General features: G+C 60.5%; 19 protein-coding genes. 10 read left to right on the forward strand and 9 right to left on the reverse strand.

The window, feature by feature from the left end; genetic code table 11:
• Window positions 1-26 precede the first annotated feature (26 nt).
• On the reverse strand, window positions 27-839 hold the full coding sequence (trpA, locus tag ACIP8I_RS16945; RefSeq protein ID WP_007962827.1) for a tryptophan synthase subunit alpha: 813 nt from the start codon (window positions 837-839) through the stop codon (window positions 27-29).
• Complete coding sequence (trpB, locus tag ACIP8I_RS16950; RefSeq protein ID WP_115986503.1) at window positions 839-2,071, reverse strand: tryptophan synthase subunit beta; 1,233 nt, start codon at window positions 2,069-2,071, stop codon at window positions 839-841. Before trpB ends, trpA begins: the two co-directional genes overlap by 1 nt.
• A 114-nt stretch (window positions 2,072-2,185) precedes the next feature.
• Here trpB and ACIP8I_RS16955 point away from each other — a divergent pair, with 114 nt between their 5' ends.
• The gene (locus tag ACIP8I_RS16955; RefSeq protein WP_400762533.1) at window positions 2,186-3,103 is read left to right on the forward strand and encodes a LysR family transcriptional regulator; all 918 of its coding nucleotides are present in this window, start codon (window positions 2,186-2,188) and stop codon (window positions 3,101-3,103) included.
• Here ACIP8I_RS16955 and ACIP8I_RS16960 read toward each other — a convergent pair.
• Complete coding sequence (locus tag ACIP8I_RS16960; protein ID WP_003220391.1) at window positions 3,076-3,402, reverse strand: YqjD family protein; 327 nt, start codon at window positions 3,400-3,402, stop codon at window positions 3,076-3,078. The two genes, ACIP8I_RS16955 and ACIP8I_RS16960, sit on opposite strands and share 28 nt — an antisense overlap.
• A 169-nt stretch (window positions 3,403-3,571) precedes the next feature.
• On the opposite strand from ACIP8I_RS16960, the gene ACIP8I_RS16965 reads away from it, so the two are divergent.
• Both ACIP8I_RS16965 and ACIP8I_RS16970 read left to right on the forward strand, forming a co-directional pair.
• Window positions 3,572-3,787, forward strand: a complete 216-nt coding sequence (locus ACIP8I_RS16965; protein WP_003220389.1) for a dodecin — start codon at window positions 3,572-3,574, stop codon at window positions 3,785-3,787.
• Between the two features lie 124 nt (window positions 3,788-3,911).
• Window positions 3,912-4,136, forward strand: a complete 225-nt coding sequence (locus ACIP8I_RS16970; RefSeq protein ID WP_258677659.1) for a DUF1161 domain-containing protein — start codon at window positions 3,912-3,914, stop codon at window positions 4,134-4,136.
• 165 nt (window positions 4,137-4,301) lie between these two features.
• Here ACIP8I_RS16970 and ACIP8I_RS16975 read toward each other — a convergent pair whose 3' ends face one another.
• Window positions 4,302-5,303, reverse strand: a complete 1,002-nt coding sequence (locus ACIP8I_RS16975; protein ID WP_400762536.1) for an LLM class flavin-dependent oxidoreductase — start codon at window positions 5,301-5,303, stop codon at window positions 4,302-4,304.
• Window positions 5,304-5,543: 240 nt separating this feature from the next.
• Between ACIP8I_RS16975 and ACIP8I_RS16980 the strand changes: the two genes are divergently transcribed.
• Together ACIP8I_RS16980 and ACIP8I_RS16985 are read left to right on the forward strand one after the other, a co-directional pair.
• Window positions 5,544-5,975 carry an OsmC family protein gene (locus ACIP8I_RS16980; protein WP_034152273.1) on the forward strand — a complete coding sequence of 144 codons (432 nt, stop codon included), beginning with the start codon at window positions 5,544-5,546 and terminating at the stop codon, window positions 5,973-5,975.
• Window positions 5,976-6,223: 248 nt separating this feature from the next.
• Window positions 6,224-6,463, forward strand: a complete 240-nt coding sequence (locus ACIP8I_RS16985) for a DUF1161 domain-containing protein (protein WP_400762539.1) — start codon at window positions 6,224-6,226, stop codon at window positions 6,461-6,463.
• A gap of 6 nt (window positions 6,464-6,469) precedes the next feature.
• Here ACIP8I_RS16985 and ACIP8I_RS16990 read toward each other — a convergent pair whose 3' ends face one another.
• Together ACIP8I_RS16990 and ACIP8I_RS16995 are read right to left on the reverse strand one after the other, a co-directional pair.
• A complete protein-coding gene (locus tag ACIP8I_RS16990) occupies window positions 6,470-6,889 on the reverse strand; it encodes a hypothetical protein (RefSeq protein ID WP_400762541.1) in 420 nt (139 codons plus the stop codon).
• 40 nt (window positions 6,890-6,929) lie between these two features.
• The gene (locus ACIP8I_RS16995; RefSeq protein WP_367082300.1) at window positions 6,930-7,352 is read right to left on the reverse strand and encodes a hypothetical protein; all 423 of its coding nucleotides are present in this window, start codon (window positions 7,350-7,352) and stop codon (window positions 6,930-6,932) included.
• Window positions 7,353-7,410: 58 nt separating this feature from the next.
• On the opposite strand from ACIP8I_RS16995, the gene ACIP8I_RS17000 reads away from it, so the two are divergent.
• The gene (locus ACIP8I_RS17000) at window positions 7,411-8,487 is read left to right on the forward strand and encodes an aminopeptidase (RefSeq protein WP_400762543.1); all 1,077 of its coding nucleotides are present in this window, start codon (window positions 7,411-7,413) and stop codon (window positions 8,485-8,487) included.
• Window positions 8,488-8,602: 115 nt separating this feature from the next.
• On the opposite strand, the gene ACIP8I_RS17005 is transcribed toward ACIP8I_RS17000, so the two are convergent.
• Window positions 8,603-9,253 carry an HAD family hydrolase gene (locus tag ACIP8I_RS17005; RefSeq protein ID WP_400762545.1) on the reverse strand — a complete coding sequence of 217 codons (651 nt, stop codon included), beginning with the start codon at window positions 9,251-9,253 and terminating at the stop codon, window positions 8,603-8,605.
• 28 nt (window positions 9,254-9,281) lie between these two features.
• A complete protein-coding gene (locus ACIP8I_RS17010) occupies window positions 9,282-9,827 on the reverse strand; it encodes a gamma carbonic anhydrase family protein (RefSeq protein WP_400762547.1) in 546 nt (181 codons plus the stop codon).
• Between the two features lie 62 nt (window positions 9,828-9,889).
• On the opposite strand from ACIP8I_RS17010, the gene prlC reads away from it, so the two are divergent.
• Window positions 9,890-11,968: an oligopeptidase A gene (gene prlC, locus ACIP8I_RS17015; RefSeq protein WP_400762549.1), complete on the forward strand. Its 2,079-nt coding sequence runs from the start codon at window positions 9,890-9,892 to the stop codon at window positions 11,966-11,968.
• A complete protein-coding gene (locus ACIP8I_RS17020) occupies window positions 11,965-12,249 on the forward strand; it encodes a YheV family putative zinc ribbon protein (protein ID WP_007962808.1) in 285 nt (94 codons plus the stop codon). Before prlC ends, ACIP8I_RS17020 begins: the two co-directional genes overlap by 4 nt.
• Before the next feature lie 45 nt (window positions 12,250-12,294).
• Here the strand turns inward: ACIP8I_RS17020 and ACIP8I_RS17025 are convergent, their stop codons facing one another.
• On the reverse strand, window positions 12,295-12,939 hold the full coding sequence (locus ACIP8I_RS17025; protein WP_045122161.1) for a dual specificity protein phosphatase family protein: 645 nt from the start codon (window positions 12,937-12,939) through the stop codon (window positions 12,295-12,297).
• A 310-nt stretch (window positions 12,940-13,249) separates the two neighbouring features.
• On the opposite strand from ACIP8I_RS17025, the gene ACIP8I_RS17030 reads away from it, so the two are divergent.
• Window positions 13,250-13,996: a gluconate 2-dehydrogenase subunit 3 family protein gene (locus ACIP8I_RS17030; RefSeq protein ID WP_400762552.1), complete on the forward strand. Its 747-nt coding sequence runs from the start codon at window positions 13,250-13,252 to the stop codon at window positions 13,994-13,996.
• 2 nt (window positions 13,997-13,998) lie between these two features.
• The gene (locus ACIP8I_RS17035; protein WP_400762554.1) at window positions 13,999-15,783 is read left to right on the forward strand and encodes a GMC family oxidoreductase; all 1,785 of its coding nucleotides are present in this window, start codon (window positions 13,999-14,001) and stop codon (window positions 15,781-15,783) included.

The following is a 15,783-nucleotide window of genomic DNA, read 5'->3' on the forward strand; positions in this document are numbered from 1 at the left end:
ATTCCTCTGTATCAGGAACTTTACCTTCAGCTGACGCGGGCCTTACGCACGCCTTCGGACAGCGACTTGCACAGCCCCAGCACACCATCGACAGCCTGGGCTGGCGTGGTCGCATTGGCGATATGGTCGATCAGCGCCGAACCCACCACCACACCGTCCGCCAAACGAGCGATGGACGCCGCCTGCTCCGGAGTTCGGATGCCGAAACCGATGCTGATCGGCAGATCAGTGTGGCGACGCAGACGGGTCACCGCCTCTTCGACGTGCTCCAGCGTCGCCGCACCGGCGCCGGTCACCCCGGCCACCGACACGTAGTAAACGAAGCCCGAACTGCCATTGAGCACTTTCGGCAGGCGCGCATCGTCAGTGGTCGGGGTGGTCAGGCGGATGAAGTCCAGACCGGCAGCCTGTGCCGGGTCGCACAGCTCGGCGTTGTGCTCCGGCGGCATGTCGACCACGATCAGACCATCAACGCCCGCCGCTTTGGCATCAGCGATGAAACGCTCAACGCCGTACATGTGGATCGGGTTGAAGTAGCCCATCAGCACCAGCGGCGTGTCGCTGTTGCCTTCGCGGAACTCGCGAACCATCTGCAGGGTTTTCGCCAGATTCTGCCTGGCGCCCAAGGCACGGATATTCGCCAGTTGAATCGCCGGACCATCGGCCATCGGATCGGTGAACGGCATACCCAACTCGATCACATCGGCGCCAGCGCCGGGCAGACCTTTGAGGATCGCCAGCGAGGTGTCGTAGTCCGGGTCACCGGCGGTGACGAAAGTCACCAGCGCGGCGCGGTTCTGTTGCTTGAGGTCGGCAAAACGGGTTTGCAGGCGGCTCATCAGTGTTTCTCCTGCTTCGACTGTTCCATATGGTGCATCACGGTCTGCATGTCTTTGTCGCCACGGCCGGAGAGGTTGACCACCATCAGGTGATCCTTCGGCAGTTTCGGCGCGCGTTTGAACACTTCAGCCAATGCATGAGCGCTTTCCAGTGCCGGGATGATGCCTTCGAGGCGGCAGCACTGGTGGAACGCAGCGAGGGCTTCGTCATCGGTGACCGAGGTGTACTGAACGCGGCCGATGTCATGCAACCAGGCGTGCTCAGGGCCAATGCCCGGATAGTCGAGGCCGGCGGAAATCGAGTGAGCGTCGATGATCTGGCCGTCGTCGTCCTGCAGCAGGAAGGTGCGGTTACCGTGCAGCACACCCGGTACGCCGCCATTGAGGCTGGCGGCGTGCTTGCCGGTTTCGATGCCGTAACCGGCCGCTTCGACGCCGATGATTTCGACGCTCTGATCATCGAGGAACGGGTGGAACAGGCCCATGGCATTGGAACCGCCACCGATGCACGCCACCAGACTGTCCGGCAGACGACCTTCCTGGGCTTGCAGCTGCTCGCGGGTTTCCTTGCCGATCACCGCCTGGAAGTCGCGCACCATTGCCGGGTAAGGGTGCGGGCCGGCCACGGTGCCGATCAGGTAGAAGGTGCTGTCGACGTTGGTTACCCAGTCACGCAGCGCTTCGTTCATCGCGTCTTTCAGGGTGCCGGTGCCGGCCACCACCGGAATCACTTCGGCGCCCAGCAGCTTCATGCGGAACACGTTGGCCTGCTGACGCTCGATGTCGGTGGTGCCCATGTAGATCACGCAATCCAGACCGAAGCGCGCAGCCACGGTGGCCGTTGCCACGCCGTGCATGCCGGCGCCGGTTTCGGCGATGATGCGTTTTTTGCCCATGCGCCGCGCCAGCAGGATCTGGCCGATGCAGTTGTTGATCTTGTGCGCGCCAGTGTGGTTCAGCTCTTCGCGCTTGAGGTAAATCTTCGCACCACCGCAAAACTCGGTCAGACGCTCGGCGAAATACAGCGGGCTTGGACGTCCGACATAGTCACGCTGGAAGTAGGCCAGTTCTTCCTTGAACGCCGGATCTTCCTTGGCCGCTTCGTATTCGCGGGCCAGATCGAGGATCAGCGGCATCAGGGTTTCCGCCACGTAACGGCCACCGAACGCACCGAACAGGCCGTTATCGTCCGGGCCGTTGCGCAGATTGGAGGTGTTCGAAGTCTGGGTCATGATGTGCTCCAGGTGAATTCGGGAGAGAAGACAATGGAGTCCACTCTACCCCTGACCTTCCAGGCTGAAAACCGATAAGATCGCCACAACCTGTCAGGAAATCTCACAGATACCATGAGCCACGACCTTCCCCCGCTGAACGCCTTGCGCGCATTTGAAGCCACCGCCCGGCTGAACAGCGTCAGCCAGGCGGCCGAACAGCTGCACGTCACGCATGGCGCGGTTAGCCGTCAGCTCAAGGTGCTCGAAGAGCATCTGGGCGTGAGCCTGTTCGTCAAGGATGGTCGCGGCTTGAAACTCACAGATGCCGGTGTTCGACTGCGAGATGCCAGCGGTGAAGCCTTTGATCGGTTGCGCAGTGTGTGTGCCGAGCTGACGCAAAGCACCGCTGATGCGCCGTTCGTTCTTGGCTGCTCCGGCAGTCTGTTGGCGCGATGGTTCATCCCACGCCTGGGGCGGCTCAACGCCGATCTGCCGGACTTGCGTCTGCACTTGTCAGCGGGTGAAGGTGATCTCGATCCACGGCGCCCAGGTCTCGATGCCTTGTTGCTGTTCGCCGAGCCGCCATGGCCGGCCGACATGCAGGTCTACGAACTGGCCGCAGAACGCATCGGCCCGGTGATGAGTCCGCTGTTCAGCGGTTATCAACGCCTGCAATCCGCGCCGGCCGCAGCCTTGCTCAGTGAACCGCTGCTACACACCACTTCCCGCCCACAAGCGTGGCCGAGCTGGGCACAGCAAAACCACCTCGACGCCAAGGCGCTGAAGCTCGGGCAAGGTTTTGAGCATTTGTATTATTTGCTGGAAGCGGCAGTGGCGGGACTCGGCGTAGCGATCGCGCCGGAGCCGTTGGTGGCCGAAGACTTGAAGGCCGGTCGCCTGGTTGCGCCATGGGGCTTCTGCGAAACCCCGGCGCAACTGGCGTTGTGGCTACCCAAGCGCGCCGCAGACGGGCGCGCCCGGCAACTGGCGCAATGGCTCAAGAACGAGCTGCGCCAGAGCGATCACTCGCCGCGCTTGAACAGCAAGTAAGCGGCGAGCAGACCGATTGCACCGACCGCCACACCGGCGGTGGTCCAAGGGTGTTCCTGAGCGTAATCGCGGGTGGCGATGCCGGTCTCGCGGGTTTTTACTTTGACTTCTTCATAGGCATCGCTGAGCAGGCTGCGCGAGTGCTTCAGTGCGCTTTCGGCGTTGCTTTTGAGCGCCTTGAGGGTCTTGCGCGACTCGTCCGAAGCGTCGTCTTTCAAGCTTTCCAACGATTTGAGCAGACTCTCAATCTCGGCTTCCATGCTTTGCAACGAGGCTTTACGTAAAGAGGTGTTGGCCATGGTGGCTCTCCTGCATTGGTGATGAGTGGCGTGTGTTGGTTGGGACTTCAGCGGTTTGAGAAAGTGCAGAAAATCTGAACTTCGCTTGCGCCGGGCCGCCGAAATAAACAGTGCAGATTCACTGCTAGTCTCAATCCACACGTCAATTCCAAACGCCAAGGAGATCGCCATGAGTGACCATCACACGTACAAGAAAGTCGAGCTGGTCGGCTCGTCCACCAGCAGCATCGAAGACGCCATCAACAACGCGCTGGCTGAAGCGAACAAGAGCATCAAGCATCTGGAATGGTTTGAAGTGGTCGATACCCGTGGCCACATCAAGGACGGCAAGGCTGCGCATTTTCAGGTAACACTCAAAGTGGGCTTTCGCATTGCCAGCAGCTGACTTTGGGCTACGCTTCTGAACTTGCGCGCTGGCCGAGTGCCATAGGAATGGCAAAGCGCTACAAGGTGAGTGCATCGGGAGACCTGATGCCCACCTCTTTTAATCCGACCAGGGAGTGCGACCGATGAAGAAGTTCATATTGGCAGTAGGTTTGTTGAGCCTTGCGGGTGGCGCGTTGGCTGCTGGCAAGCCTTGTGAAGAGTTGAAAAGCGAGATTGCGGCGAAGATTGATGCCAAAGGTGCCTCCAGTTATTCGCTGGAGATTGTCGACAAGGGTGCAGCCGCTGGCGGCAAGGTCGTTGGCAGTTGCGAAGGTGGCACCAAGGAAATCGTCTACAAACGTGGTTGATCGCGCCTGAAATGCAAAAGCCGACGCGAAGGCGTCGGCTTTTTTGTGGGCGATGATTTACCTGTAGGAGCTGCGGCACGCTGCGATCTTTTGATCGTGGCTTTGAAAAATCAGATCAAAAGATCGCAGCCTCGTTTCACTCGACAGCTCCTACAGGGCGCCGCGTTATCCTTTCATGACCTGCGCCAGCAGTTCGTAGGAATGCACGCGATCGGCGTGTTCATACAGGTCGCAGGTGAAGATCAGCTCATCGGCCTGGGTCTGCTCGACCAGCACCTCCAGCTTCGCGCGGATCTTCTGCGGGCTGCCGACCATCGCCAGGCCGAGGAAATCTCCCACCGCCTCACGTTCATGGGGCAGCCACAGGCCGTCCATGGTTTTCACCGGTGGACGCTGCACCAGGCTCTGCCCACGCATCAGCGCGAGAATGCGCTGGTATACCGACGTCGCCAGGTAATCGGCCTGCTCATCGGTATCCGCCGCCACCAGCGGCACACCGAGCATCACGTACGGCTTGTCGAGCACCGCCGATGGCTTGAAGTGGTTGCGATAGACGCGGATCGCCTCGTGCATGAAGCGCGGAGCGAAGTGCGAGGCGAAGGCGTAAGGCAAACCGCGCTCACCGGCCAGTTGCGCACTGAACAGGCTGGAACCGAGCAGCCAGATCGGCACATTGGTGCCGGTGCCGGGCATGGCGATCACCCGTTGATCCGGGGTGCGCGGGCCGAGAAAACGCACCAACTCGGCGACGTCTTCCGGGAAATCATCGGCGCTGCCGGAACGCTCGCGGCGCAAGGCGCGGGCAGTCATCTGGTCGGAGCCGGGCGCTCGGCCCAGACCCAGGTCGATGCGTCCCGGATAGAGGCTTTCGAGAGTGCCGAACTGCTCGGCGATCACCAGCGGCGCGTGGTTGGGCAGCATCACCCCACCGGAGCCGACGCGAATCGTCGAGGTGCCGCCGGCCAGATAACCCAGCAGTACCGAGGTGGCAGAACTGGCGATACCGTCCATGTTGTGGTGTTCGGCGACCCAGAAGCGGGTGTAGCCGAATTTCTCGACGTGCTGTGCCAGATCCAGCGAATTGTGCAGCGATTGTGCCGGACTGCCGTTCTCGCGCACCGGCACCAGATCGAGGGTGGAAAATTTTACATCGGACAGTTGCTTCATAAACCTGCGTCTCCGAGTGGTCTGCAGGTTTTTTCTTGCGAACGAAAACCTGCCGAATTCATAAGCGTGTTCTGTGCAATGAGGGCATATACCCGAGTTTCAATAGCTGAGAGAAAAATCCTACTAAAAAAGTCAACGATTCACTCGGGCTGAACTTTGTTCCGGCGTCTATCCTCAGAAGCCTTGCAAGCAAAAACCACGACGGCGCGGCGTTCCGCGCCAGATCTTGAGGAGGCAGATATGGCTATCGTGAAGAAAGCATCCGCGCATTGGGCAGGCGATCTGAAAACCGGCATCGGCTCGATCTCTACCGAGACCGGCGTCCTCAGAGAAGCACCTTACGGCTTCAAGGCCCGCTTCGAAGGCGGCAAGGGCACCAACCCGGAAGAACTGATCGGCGCCGCGCATGCCGGCTGTTTTTCCATGGCGTTTTCGATGATTCTGGGCGATGCAGGCTTGAAGGCCGACAGCATCGACACTCAGGCAGAGGTTACGCTGGATCAGGTGGATGGCGGCTTCGCAATCACGGCGGTGAAGCTGATCCTAAAGGCGAAAATCCCTGGCGCTACTCAGGCGCAGTTTGAAGAACTGAGCAACAAGGCCAAGGAAGGGTGCCCGGTGTCCAAGGTATTGAATGCGAAGATTACCCTTGAGGCATCATTAGTCAGTTGAGTCATCGCTGACAGGATCTGATGCCATCGCGAGCAGGCTCACTCCTACAGGAATCTCGGTTGTTCACAATTGTTGTGTCCGCTGGAGATCGAATGTAGGAGTGAGCCTGCTCGCGATGGCGATCCTGAAAGCACCGTAGAGCTTGAAGATGTGAGCGAAGTCAGAACCCGCGCTGCAAAAATATGGTCGAATAAGTGACAGCAGCTTCAGCGCACGCCCGTGCGCGCTGCCCCATGGAGCTTCAGGATATGAAACGTATTGGCTTGGCGATCCTCTGCAGTGCATTGGCCACAACGGTTCTTGCCGCACCGAAAGACTGTGAAGAACTCAGGAAAGAAATCGAAGTAAAGATCCAGGCGAACGCCGTGCCCACCTACACGCTGGAAATCGTCAGCAAGGAAGAGGCCGAAAAACACGACGTGGCCATGGTCGTCGGCACCTGTGAAAACGGCACCAAGGCAATCATTTACCAGAAGAACGACAACTGATCCGTCTCAGCTGAGGCAATCCATGTCGTGATCCTCGGCAACGATCTCACGCTTGGCGTTGTACAGACGGGCGCTCGGCGTGAACCCTAACGAACGCCCCTCCAGCAGATAACGCTGCCCGGCCTCGAAATGGTCGTAGCGGATATACAAATAGCACAGCCGCTCGACGGGACCGGTCATCAGACTGCCGCCGCCACCAAACACCTCGAAATCAAATCGCACCCGCAGCTCATGGCTACCGGGGGTGACCTGGAAGAAACGCCCGTCGCTCAGGCGCTGATTATCCAGGCGCTCGGCCATGAGCAGTTTTCCGCCGGGGGTCGGGGTCGAGAAATCGACCCAGGCCATTTGCGGATCAATCGGCGGCAATGGGGTCTGACAGCCAGCGACAGCGCCGATCGCGAGCAACAACATCAACTTGCGCATGATGGATGTCCAGGGATTCAGACCTCCAGCATAGCGCTGATCAGGTGCGCTGACAGCCTGCCGGCGTGCCCTGACCGACCACATTGTGCTGCTCGTCATAGAGCTTGGCCCATGGCCGGAAACCGATGCTGCCAGCTTGCAGCTGATAACGCTGGCCGGCATTGAAGTCCTTGAATTTCACCTTCAACTGACAATCGCGCCACAGCGGTTCGGCATCGGGACCGATGTTGGTGGCTTCGACCGGGAACTGATAACGCACCTGCAATTGGTGACTGCCGGGCTCGACTTCAAAATAACGTTTGTCGACGGTCGTCTTGTCATCGACCTTCAGCGCTTGCAGCGCTGTGTCCTGTTGCCGGGCATCGAGATCGATCCAGGCTTGCGAGGGGTCAGGATCGGGCATTCCGAATCCGGCACAACCGGCCAGCGTCAGCAGGCCTCCAGTCAGCAACAACATGCGCATAGCGAAGCTCCAGATGGCGGGATAGTCTTGCGGGCAGACTTTCCAAAGGATTTTTATTTTGAGCAGGCCGCTTCCAAGCCATGGGGTACTTGATCGCGTTTTTCGGATTTTGTTTCCGGGTGTGATGTTTTTGTTGCTCAACGGTTGTTCCAGCGTCAGCTATTACAGCCAATTGGCCAGCGGTCAGTTGCAGCTGCTGCGGGCGCGCGAGCCGGTAGCCATGGTGATCGCCGACCCAAGCCGCGACGCCAAGCTGCGCACGCACCTGATCCAGTCACAGAAGGCCCGAGCCTTCGCCAGCGAACACCTGCACCTGCCGGATAACCAGAGCTATCGGCTGTACGCCGACATCGGCCGACCGTATGTGGTGTGGAACGTGTTCGCCACCCCGGAGTTTTCCCTGACCCCGCAGAACCATTGTTTCCCGATCGCCGGTTGCGTGGCCTATCGCGGCTACTACAGCCAGAGCGCTGCCCGGGGCGAAGCGGCGATTCAGCGCCTGCAAGGCATGGACGTGGCGATTGGCGGCGTCGAGGCCTATTCAACCCTCGGCTGGTTCAATGACCCGATCCTCAATTCGATGATGGGCTGGGGTGACGAACGCCTGGCCACGTTGATCTTTCATGAACTGGCGCATCAGCGTTTCTATGTGAAAGACGACACCGAGTTCAATGAGTCGTTTGCCACGTTTGTCGAGCAGGAAGGCACCCGCCAGTGGCGGGCGTTTCGTGGCCTGCCGCCGGACACCGATGCCAGGCTCAGGCAGCGCGATCAGTTCATCGAACTGGTGCTGGAAACGCGCTCGCGCCTGGAAAAGCTCTACGCCCAGCCGCTGCCGGCCGAGCAGATGCGCGAGCGTAAAGCAGCGCAATTCGAGCGATTTCGGCGCGATTACCGGGTGACGCGCGACAGCCAGTGGGCCGGGGACAAGCGCTATGACGCGTGGGTGAATATGCCGCTGAACAATGCGCGGTTGTTGCCGTTCGGGCTGTATGACCAGTGGGTGCCGGCGTTTGCGGCGTTGTTCAGGCAGGTTGGGGGGGATTGGGGGCGGTTTTATGCTGAGGTCGAGAAGTTGGGTGGTTTAGCTGTCGCGGAGCGTAAAGCGGTCTTGAAAGCTTTGGCCGGATCTTGAATTGATGTCGGCTGATCCGGCTTCATCGCTGGCAAGCCAGCTCCCACATGGATTCAGGTGAAAGTGCGCCCACTGCTCACCTGTGGGAGCTGGCTTGCCAGCGATGGCCGACTCATCAGCGCCGCAGAAACGCCTGATGCAACTCAGCCAAAGTCTCAAAATGATAAGCCGGCGCCTCGGCATTCAACTCTTCGAAACTGCCAAACCCATAACCCACCGCCGCCGCATCCAGCCCATTGCTGCGCGCACCGATCAAATCATGCTTGCGATCACCGATCATCAACGTGTTGGCCGGGTCCAGCCCTTCTTCGGCGATCAGGTGCGCGATCAGCTCGACCTTGTTGGTCCGCGTGCCATCCAGCTCACTGCCGTAGATCACCTTGAAGTGTTTGGCGAAGTCGAAGTGCCGGGCGATTTCCCGGGCAAATTCCCAAGGTTTGGAGGTCGCGATATACAGCTGTCGCCCCTGGCCACTCAGGGTCTCGAGCAACGGTGTGACGCCGTCGAACACACGGTTCTCGTACAGGCCGGTGACCTTGAAGCGCTCGCGATAGAAATTCACCGCCTTCCAGGCCTTGGCCTCATCGAAGCCATAAAACTGCATGAACGCCTGCAACAGCGGCGGGCCGATGAAGTGTTCGAGTCTAGTCCGGTCCGGCTCATCGATGCCGAGCTTGCCGAGGGCGAACTGTATGGAACGGGTAATGCCCTCACGCGGGTCGGTCAGGGTGCCATCGAGGTCGAACAGTACGGTCTGGTAATGCATGAGAAATCCTGAGCAGGTGTAGGTCGATTCAGAGCTGGTCGTAGCCTTCGGCCAGATGCAGGTCCTTGAGCTTCACGTAGTTGGCGGCGCTGTAGGTGAAGAAGGCGCGTTCCTTGTCGGTCAACGAGCGGACTTGTTTCACCGGGCTGCCCACGTACAGAAAACCGCTTTCCAGGCGCTTGCCCGGCGGTACCAGGCTGCCGGCGCCGATGATCACATCGTCCTCGACCACCGCGCCGTCCATGACGATGCTGCCCATGCCGATCAACACGCGACTGCCGACGCTGCAGCCATGCAGCATGACCTTGTGGGCGATGGTCACGTCATCGCCGATCAGCAGCGGAAAGCCCTCCGGGTTGAACGGCCCGGCGTGGGTGATGTGCAGCACGCAGCCGTCCTGCACGCTGGTGCGCGCACCGATGCGGATGCGGTGCATGTCGCCACGGATCACGGTCAGCGGCCACACGGAGCTGTCTTCGCCTATTTCGACGTCGCCGATCACCACCGCTGAGGCGTCGACAAACGCGCCTTTGCTCAAGCGAGGGGTGTGATTCTGGTACTTGCGAACGGACACGATAAGTTCTCTCTCTGTCGCCGATAGCTGCGGTGAGTGCCGATTGTAATTAAGATGGGCGCATGTTTCTCCCAGCCAAGGTGCCAACCGTGAGCGTGAACAACCCTCTTCTGCAGTCCTACGACCTGCCGCCGTTCTCCACGATCCGTGCCGAACACGTGCTGCCGGCCATCGAAACCATCCTGGCCGACAACCGCGCCGCCATTGCCGAAATCCTCAAGACTCAAGTCGAGAACCCGACCTGGGCCGGCCTGGTACTGGCGATGGACGAACTCAACGATCGCCTCGGCGCTGCCTGGAGCCCGGTCAGCCACCTCAACGCCGTGTGCAATAGCGCCGAACTGCGCGAAGCCTACGAGTCGTGCCTGCCGGCCCTCAGCGCCTACTCCACCGAGATGGGCCAGAACCGCGAGCTGTTCCAGGCTTATGAAGCGCTGGCCAACAGCCCGGAAGCCGCCGGTTTCGACGTGGCGCAAAAAACCATTCTGGAACACGCCCTGCGCGATTTCCGTCTGTCGGGTATCGACCTGCCGGAAGCCGAACAGAAGCGCTACGCCGAAGTGCAAAGCAAACTGTCCGAGCTGGGCAGCCGCTTCTCCAACCAGTTGCTCGACGCCACGCAAGCCTGGACCAAGCACATCACCGACGAAGCCGCCCTCGCCGGCCTGACCGATTCGGCCAAGGCGCAAATGGCTGCCGCCGCGCAGGCCAAGGGCCTCGACGGCTGGCTGATCACCCTGGAATTCCCGAGCTACTACGCGGTGATGACTTACGCCCAGGACCGCAAGCTGCGTGAAGAAGTCTACGCCGCCTACTGCACCCGTGCGTCGGACCAAGGGCCGAACGCCGGGCAGAACGACAACGGCCCGGTCATGGAAGAGATCCTCGACCTGCGTCAGGAACTGGCAAAACTCTTGGGCTTCACCAGTTTCTCCGAGCTGAGCCTGGCGACCAAAATGGCCGAGTCCAGCGATCAGGTGCTGAGCTTCCTGCGCGATCTGGCCAAGCGCAGCAAGCCGTTCGCCGCGCAGGATCTGCAGCAGCTGCGCGCTTACGCCGCCGAACAGGGCTGCGCCGATCTGCAAAGCTGGGACAGCGGTTTCTACGGAGAAAAACTCCGCGAGCAGCGCTACAGCGTCGCTCAGGAAACCCTGCGCGCCTACTTCCCGATCGATAAAGTTCTCAGCGGTCTGTTCGCTATCGTCCAGCGCCTGTACGGCATCGAAATCGCCGAACTGAAAGGCTTCGACACCTGGCACCCGGATGTGCGCCTGTTCGAAATCAAAGAGAATGGCCAGCACGTCGGCCGCTTCTTCTTCGACCTCTATGCCCGCGCCAACAAGCGTGGCGGTGCATGGATGGACGGCGCCCGCGACCGTCGTCGCACCATCGATGGCGTGCTGCAAAGCCCGGTCGCCAACCTGGTGTGCAACTTCACCCCGGCCGACAGCGGCAAGCCTGCGCTGCTGACCCACGATGAAGTGACCACCCTGTTCCACGAATTCGGTCACGGCCTGCATCACCTGCTGACCCGCGTTGATCACGCCGGTGTTTCCGGGATCAACGGCGTGGCGTGGGATGCGGTCGAGCTGCCAAGCCAGTTCATGGAAAACTGGTGCTGGGAGCCGGAAGGCCTGGCGCTGATCTCCGGTCACTACGAAACCGGCGAGCCGCTGCCGCAAGACCTGCTGGAAAAAATGCTCGCGGCGAAAAACTTCCAGTCCGGGCTGATGATGGTGCGGCAGCTGGAATTCTCGCTGTTCGACTTCGAACTGCACGCCACCCACGGTGACGGCCGCAGCGTGGCACAAGTGCTGGAAGGCGTGCGTGACGAGGTGTCGGTGATGCGCCCACCGGCGTACAACCGCTTCCCCAACAGCTTCGCGCACATCTTCGCCGGCGGTTACGCGGCGGGTTACTACAGCTATAAGTGGGCGGAAGTGCTGTCGGCGGATGCCTTCTCCAGGTTCGAAGAGGACGGTGTACTCAACGCCGACACCGGACGCGCCTTCCGCGAAGCGATTCTGGCCCGTGGCGGCTCGCAGCCACCGATGGTGCTGTTCGTCGACTTCCGTGGCCGTGAGCCATCGATTGACGCACTCTTGCGCCATAGCGGCCTGAGTGAGGACGCGGCAGCATGAGTGAGGCACCTGTGATTACCAAGAAGCGCTTTATCGCCGGGGCGGTCTGCCCGGCATGCAGCGAGCCGGACAAACTGATGATGTGGAACGAGGACAGCGTGCCGCACCGCGAGTGCGTGGCCTGCGGTTACTCGGATACGCTGAACGAGCAAGGGCTGTCGGTTCCCAAGGAACTGGGCACGCGGGTCAATACCAGCGCGCTCAAGCCGGCACCGGACAAGACTGTCCAGGCCGTGCAGTTCTTTCCGAATCCGAAGCTGAAGAAAAAGTCCGAGGACTGAGCCGGCGAATGACCCTCCACGGTGCAATGCCGTGGAGGGTCCGGCTTACTTGAGGTTGACCGACTGGAACCAGCTCTTCATCGAGCAGGTGGCAAAGGCACTGGTGCTGCAATCGCCGTTGGCCAACGCGGTGCGCAGTTTGTCGACATCGGCTTGCATCACGTAACGCACGCCATCCTTGAAATGGCCGCTTTCACCAAAACCGCCCTGCGTCATTTCATTCAGCGCGTCTTCCTTGCTCCAGCCTTGCACCACAATCCGGTACATCGCCGCCATCAGGCCGGTGCGGTCGGAACCGTGTTTGCAATGCATCAGCACCGGGCCGTTGGCTTCGGCTGTCTGAATCGCGCGCAACGTCTTGAGCACATCGGCGTCATCGACATGGTTGGTGCGATAAGGCAGTTGCACTTGATTGATGCCCGGCTCGGACAGCCAACTGCTGTCAGCTTCCGGCAAGAAGTTGATCACCGTCGCCACTTTGAGATTCTTCAGCAATGGAACCACGCCACCGTCGGGCAAGGCGCTGCGGTAAAGCGTGGGTGACATCTGGAACAGGTTGTATTGCACTTCAACCGGTTGCGCCCACTCCGGCGGGCGTGATGTGACAGCGGCGTCAGCCTGGGCCGGCATCAAGTGCAACAGGGCAACAAGCGACAAACACAAAGCAGGAAAAAGGCGCACTCGAGACATGCTGGGCTGACCGTATCGGAATTCATCAATGAAAGGCCTCGCAGCTTCCACCTCTGCCGGTCAAAGCCCTGTGAGGCACTTGTCAAAGAATCGTGAATCCGGGCGATTTCATTGAGCGCCCGCTAAAAAAACCGCAGCTTTTTCCGCTGAATCGGTTCATCCCGATGTGTAGCCTGCTACCATTTGTCACACGATGTTGCAGGCGTCCCCCTTTTCCCGGTCAATCACCGGGCCACGCCGCAACGAAAAAATGCTCACGCCGTTCGCAGAAACGGCGGAAAACCATCAATGCCTGATGAGGTGCACCCCCATGTCTGATGCAGATCGAGACAACCCGCGGCGTGAGTTCTTGCGCAAATCCCTGACCCTGATTCCCGTGGTCACCCTCGCCGGCACTGGCCTGGGCAGCAGCGTGTTGCAAGCTGCGCCTGAAGCGGCCCCAGCGGCGCCAGCAGCCACACCGGCCGAGGCTGACGCCAGCGCTTACCAACCGAGCTATTTCACCGCCGAGGAATGGGCCTTCATCAACGCCGCCGTGGCACATCTGATTCCCAACGACGAGCAAGGCCCGGGTGCCCTGGAAGCCGGCGTGCCGGAATACATCGACCGCCAGATGAACACCCCGTACGCCGCCGGCGCCCTGTGGTACATGCAAGGTCCGTTCAATGCCGACGCCGCGCCGGAGATGGGCTGGCAGAGCAAACTGGTGCCCAAAGAGATCTATCGCCTGGGCATCGCTGCCACGGATCAGTGGGCAAAATCGCTCAACGGTAAAACATTTGCCAAGCAAGACAGCGCTACCCGAGAAGATTTGCTCAAGCAGCTCGAAGCCGGAAAACCGCAGTTCGCTGCAGTTCCGGCGAAGATTTTCTTCAGCCTGCTGCTGCAAAACACCAAGGAAGGGTTCTTCTGCGACCCGATCCACGGCGGCAATAAAGGCATGGTCGGCTGGACCATGATCGGCTTCCCCGGCGCCCGCGCCGATTTCATGGATTGGGTGGAACGCAACGAGCAATACCCCTTCCCGGCAGTTTCGATTCGCGGCGAGAGGGCTTGAGCATGGCAACCGTAATGAAGAAGGTCGACGCAGTGATCGTCGGTTTCGGCTGGACTGGCGCGATCATGGCCAAGGAGCTGACCGAGGCCGGGCTCAACGTGCTGGCGCTGGAGCGCGGGCCGATGCAGGACACCTACCCCGACGGCAACTATCCGCAGGTGATCGACGAACTCACCTACAGCGTGCGCAAAAAACTCTTTCAGGACATCTCGAAAGAAACCGTCACCATCCGCCACAGCGTCAACGACATCGCCCTGCCGAACCGCCAGTTGGGTGCATTCCTGCCGGGCAATGGCGTCGGCGGCGCCGGTCTGCACTGGTCGGGCGTGCACTTTCGCGTCGATCCGATCGAGCTGCGCATGCGCAGCCATTACGAAGAGCGCTACGGCAAAAGTTTCATCCCCAAGGACATGACCATTCAGGACTTCGGCGTCAGCTATGAAGAGCTGGAGCCGTTCTTCGATTTCGCCGAAAAAGTCTTCGGCACCTCCGGCCAGGCCTGGACCGTGAAGGGCCAACTGGTCGGGCAAGGCAAGGGCGGCAACCCTTACGCGCCGGATCGCTCCAATCCGTTTCCGCTGGAAGCGCAGAAGAATACGGTTTCCGCACAACTGTTTGGCAAAGCGGCGACAGAGGTCGGTTACAAACCCTACAACCTGCCGTCCGCCAATACCTCGGGGCCGTACACCAATCCCTACGGCGCACAGATGGGCCCGTGCAACTTCTGCGGATTCTGCAGCGGTTACGTGTGCTACATGTACTCCAAGGCGTCGCCGAACGTGAACATTCTGCCGGCGCTGCGTCCTCTGCCGAATTTCGAGCTGCGCGCCAACGCCCATGTCCTGCGGGTCAACCTCGACAGCAGCAAGTCCAAGGCCACCGGCGTGACCTACATCGACGGCCAGGGCCGCGAGATCGAGCAACCGGCGGATCTGGTGATCCTCGGCGCCTTCCAGCTGCACAACGTGCGGTTGATGCTGCTATCGGGCATCGGCAAGCCTTACGACCCGATCAGTGGCGAAGGCGTGGTCGGGCGCAACTTCGCCTACCAGAACATGGCGACCATCAAGGCGTTCTTCGACAAGGACACCCACACCAACAATTTCATCGGCGCCGGCGGCAACGGCGTGGCGCTGGACGATTTCAACGCCGACAACTTCGACCACGGCCCGCACGGCTTCGTCGGCGGCTCGCCGATGTGGGTCAACCAGGCCGGCAGCCGACCGATTGCCGGCACCTCGAACCCACCCGGCACCCCGGCCTGGGGCAGCCAGTGGAAGCGCGCGACCGCCGATTACTACACCCATCAGGTGTCGATGGACGCCCACGGCGCGCATCAGTCCTACCGTGGCAACTACCTCGATCTGGATCCGGTGTACCGCGATGCCTACGGTTTGCCGCTGCTGCGCATGACCTTCGACTGGCAGGAAAACGACATCAAGATGAACCGTTTCATGGTCGAGAAAATGGGCAAGGTCGCCCAGGCCATGGGTCCGAAAGCCATCGCGGTGATCGGCAAGCAGGTTGGTGATCACTTCAACACGGCGGCCTACCAGACCACCCACCTCAACGGTGGCGCGATCATGGGCACCGATCCGAAGAAGAGCGCGCTGAACCGCTATCTGCAGAGCTGGGATGTGCACAACGTGTTCGTACCGGGCGCGTCGGCGTTCCCGCAGGGCCTGGGTTACAACCCGACCGGACTGGTTGCCGCTCTGACCTACTGGTCGGCCAAGGCGATCCGCGAGCAGTACCTGAAAAACCCCGGCCCGCTGGTTCAGGCATAA

The organism is Pseudomonas sp. NPDC088414, assembly GCF_044753325.1.
GTDB lineage: Bacteria > Pseudomonadota > Gammaproteobacteria > Pseudomonadales > Pseudomonadaceae > Aquipseudomonas.

Bases quoted from the DNA above. Each gene is read 5' to 3' on its own strand.
- trpA (WP_007962827.1), bottom strand. From the start codon at position 839: ATGAGCCGCCTGCAAACCCGTTTTGCCGACCTCAAGCAACAGAACCGC.
- trpB (WP_115986503.1), bottom strand. From the start codon at position 2,071: ATGACCCAGACTTCGAACACCTCCAATCTGCGCAACGGCCCGGACGAT.
- ACIP8I_RS16955 (WP_400762533.1), top strand. From the start codon at position 2,186: ATGAGCCACGACCTTCCCCCGCTGAACGCCTTGCGCGCATTTGAAGCC.
- ACIP8I_RS16960 (WP_003220391.1), bottom strand. From the start codon at position 3,402: ATGGCCAACACCTCTTTACGTAAAGCCTCGTTGCAAAGCATGGAAGCC.
- ACIP8I_RS16965 (WP_003220389.1), top strand. From the start codon at position 3,572: ATGAGTGACCATCACACGTACAAGAAAGTCGAGCTGGTCGGCTCGTCC.
- ACIP8I_RS16970 (WP_258677659.1), top strand. From the start codon at position 3,912: ATGAAGAAGTTCATATTGGCAGTAGGTTTGTTGAGCCTTGCGGGTGGC.
- ACIP8I_RS16975 (WP_400762536.1), bottom strand. From the start codon at position 5,303: ATGAAGCAACTGTCCGATGTAAAATTTTCCACCCTCGATCTGGTGCCG.
- ACIP8I_RS16980 (WP_034152273.1), top strand. From the start codon at position 5,544: ATGGCTATCGTGAAGAAAGCATCCGCGCATTGGGCAGGCGATCTGAAA.
- ACIP8I_RS16985 (WP_400762539.1), top strand. From the start codon at position 6,224: ATGAAACGTATTGGCTTGGCGATCCTCTGCAGTGCATTGGCCACAACG.
- ACIP8I_RS16990 (WP_400762541.1), bottom strand. From the start codon at position 6,889: ATGCGCAAGTTGATGTTGTTGCTCGCGATCGGCGCTGTCGCTGGCTGT.
- ACIP8I_RS16995 (WP_367082300.1), bottom strand. From the start codon at position 7,352: ATGCGCATGTTGTTGCTGACTGGAGGCCTGCTGACGCTGGCCGGTTGT.
- ACIP8I_RS17005 (WP_400762545.1), bottom strand. From the start codon at position 9,253: ATGCATTACCAGACCGTACTGTTCGACCTCGATGGCACCCTGACCGAC.
- prlC (WP_400762549.1), top strand. From the start codon at position 9,890: ATGTTTCTCCCAGCCAAGGTGCCAACCGTGAGCGTGAACAACCCTCTT.
- ACIP8I_RS17020 (WP_007962808.1), top strand. From the start codon at position 11,965: ATGAGTGAGGCACCTGTGATTACCAAGAAGCGCTTTATCGCCGGGGCG.
- ACIP8I_RS17025 (WP_045122161.1), bottom strand. From the start codon at position 12,939: ATGTCTCGAGTGCGCCTTTTTCCTGCTTTGTGTTTGTCGCTTGTTGCC.
- ACIP8I_RS17030 (WP_400762552.1), top strand. From the start codon at position 13,250: ATGTCTGATGCAGATCGAGACAACCCGCGGCGTGAGTTCTTGCGCAAA.
- ACIP8I_RS17035 (WP_400762554.1), top strand. From the start codon at position 13,999: ATGGCAACCGTAATGAAGAAGGTCGACGCAGTGATCGTCGGTTTCGGC.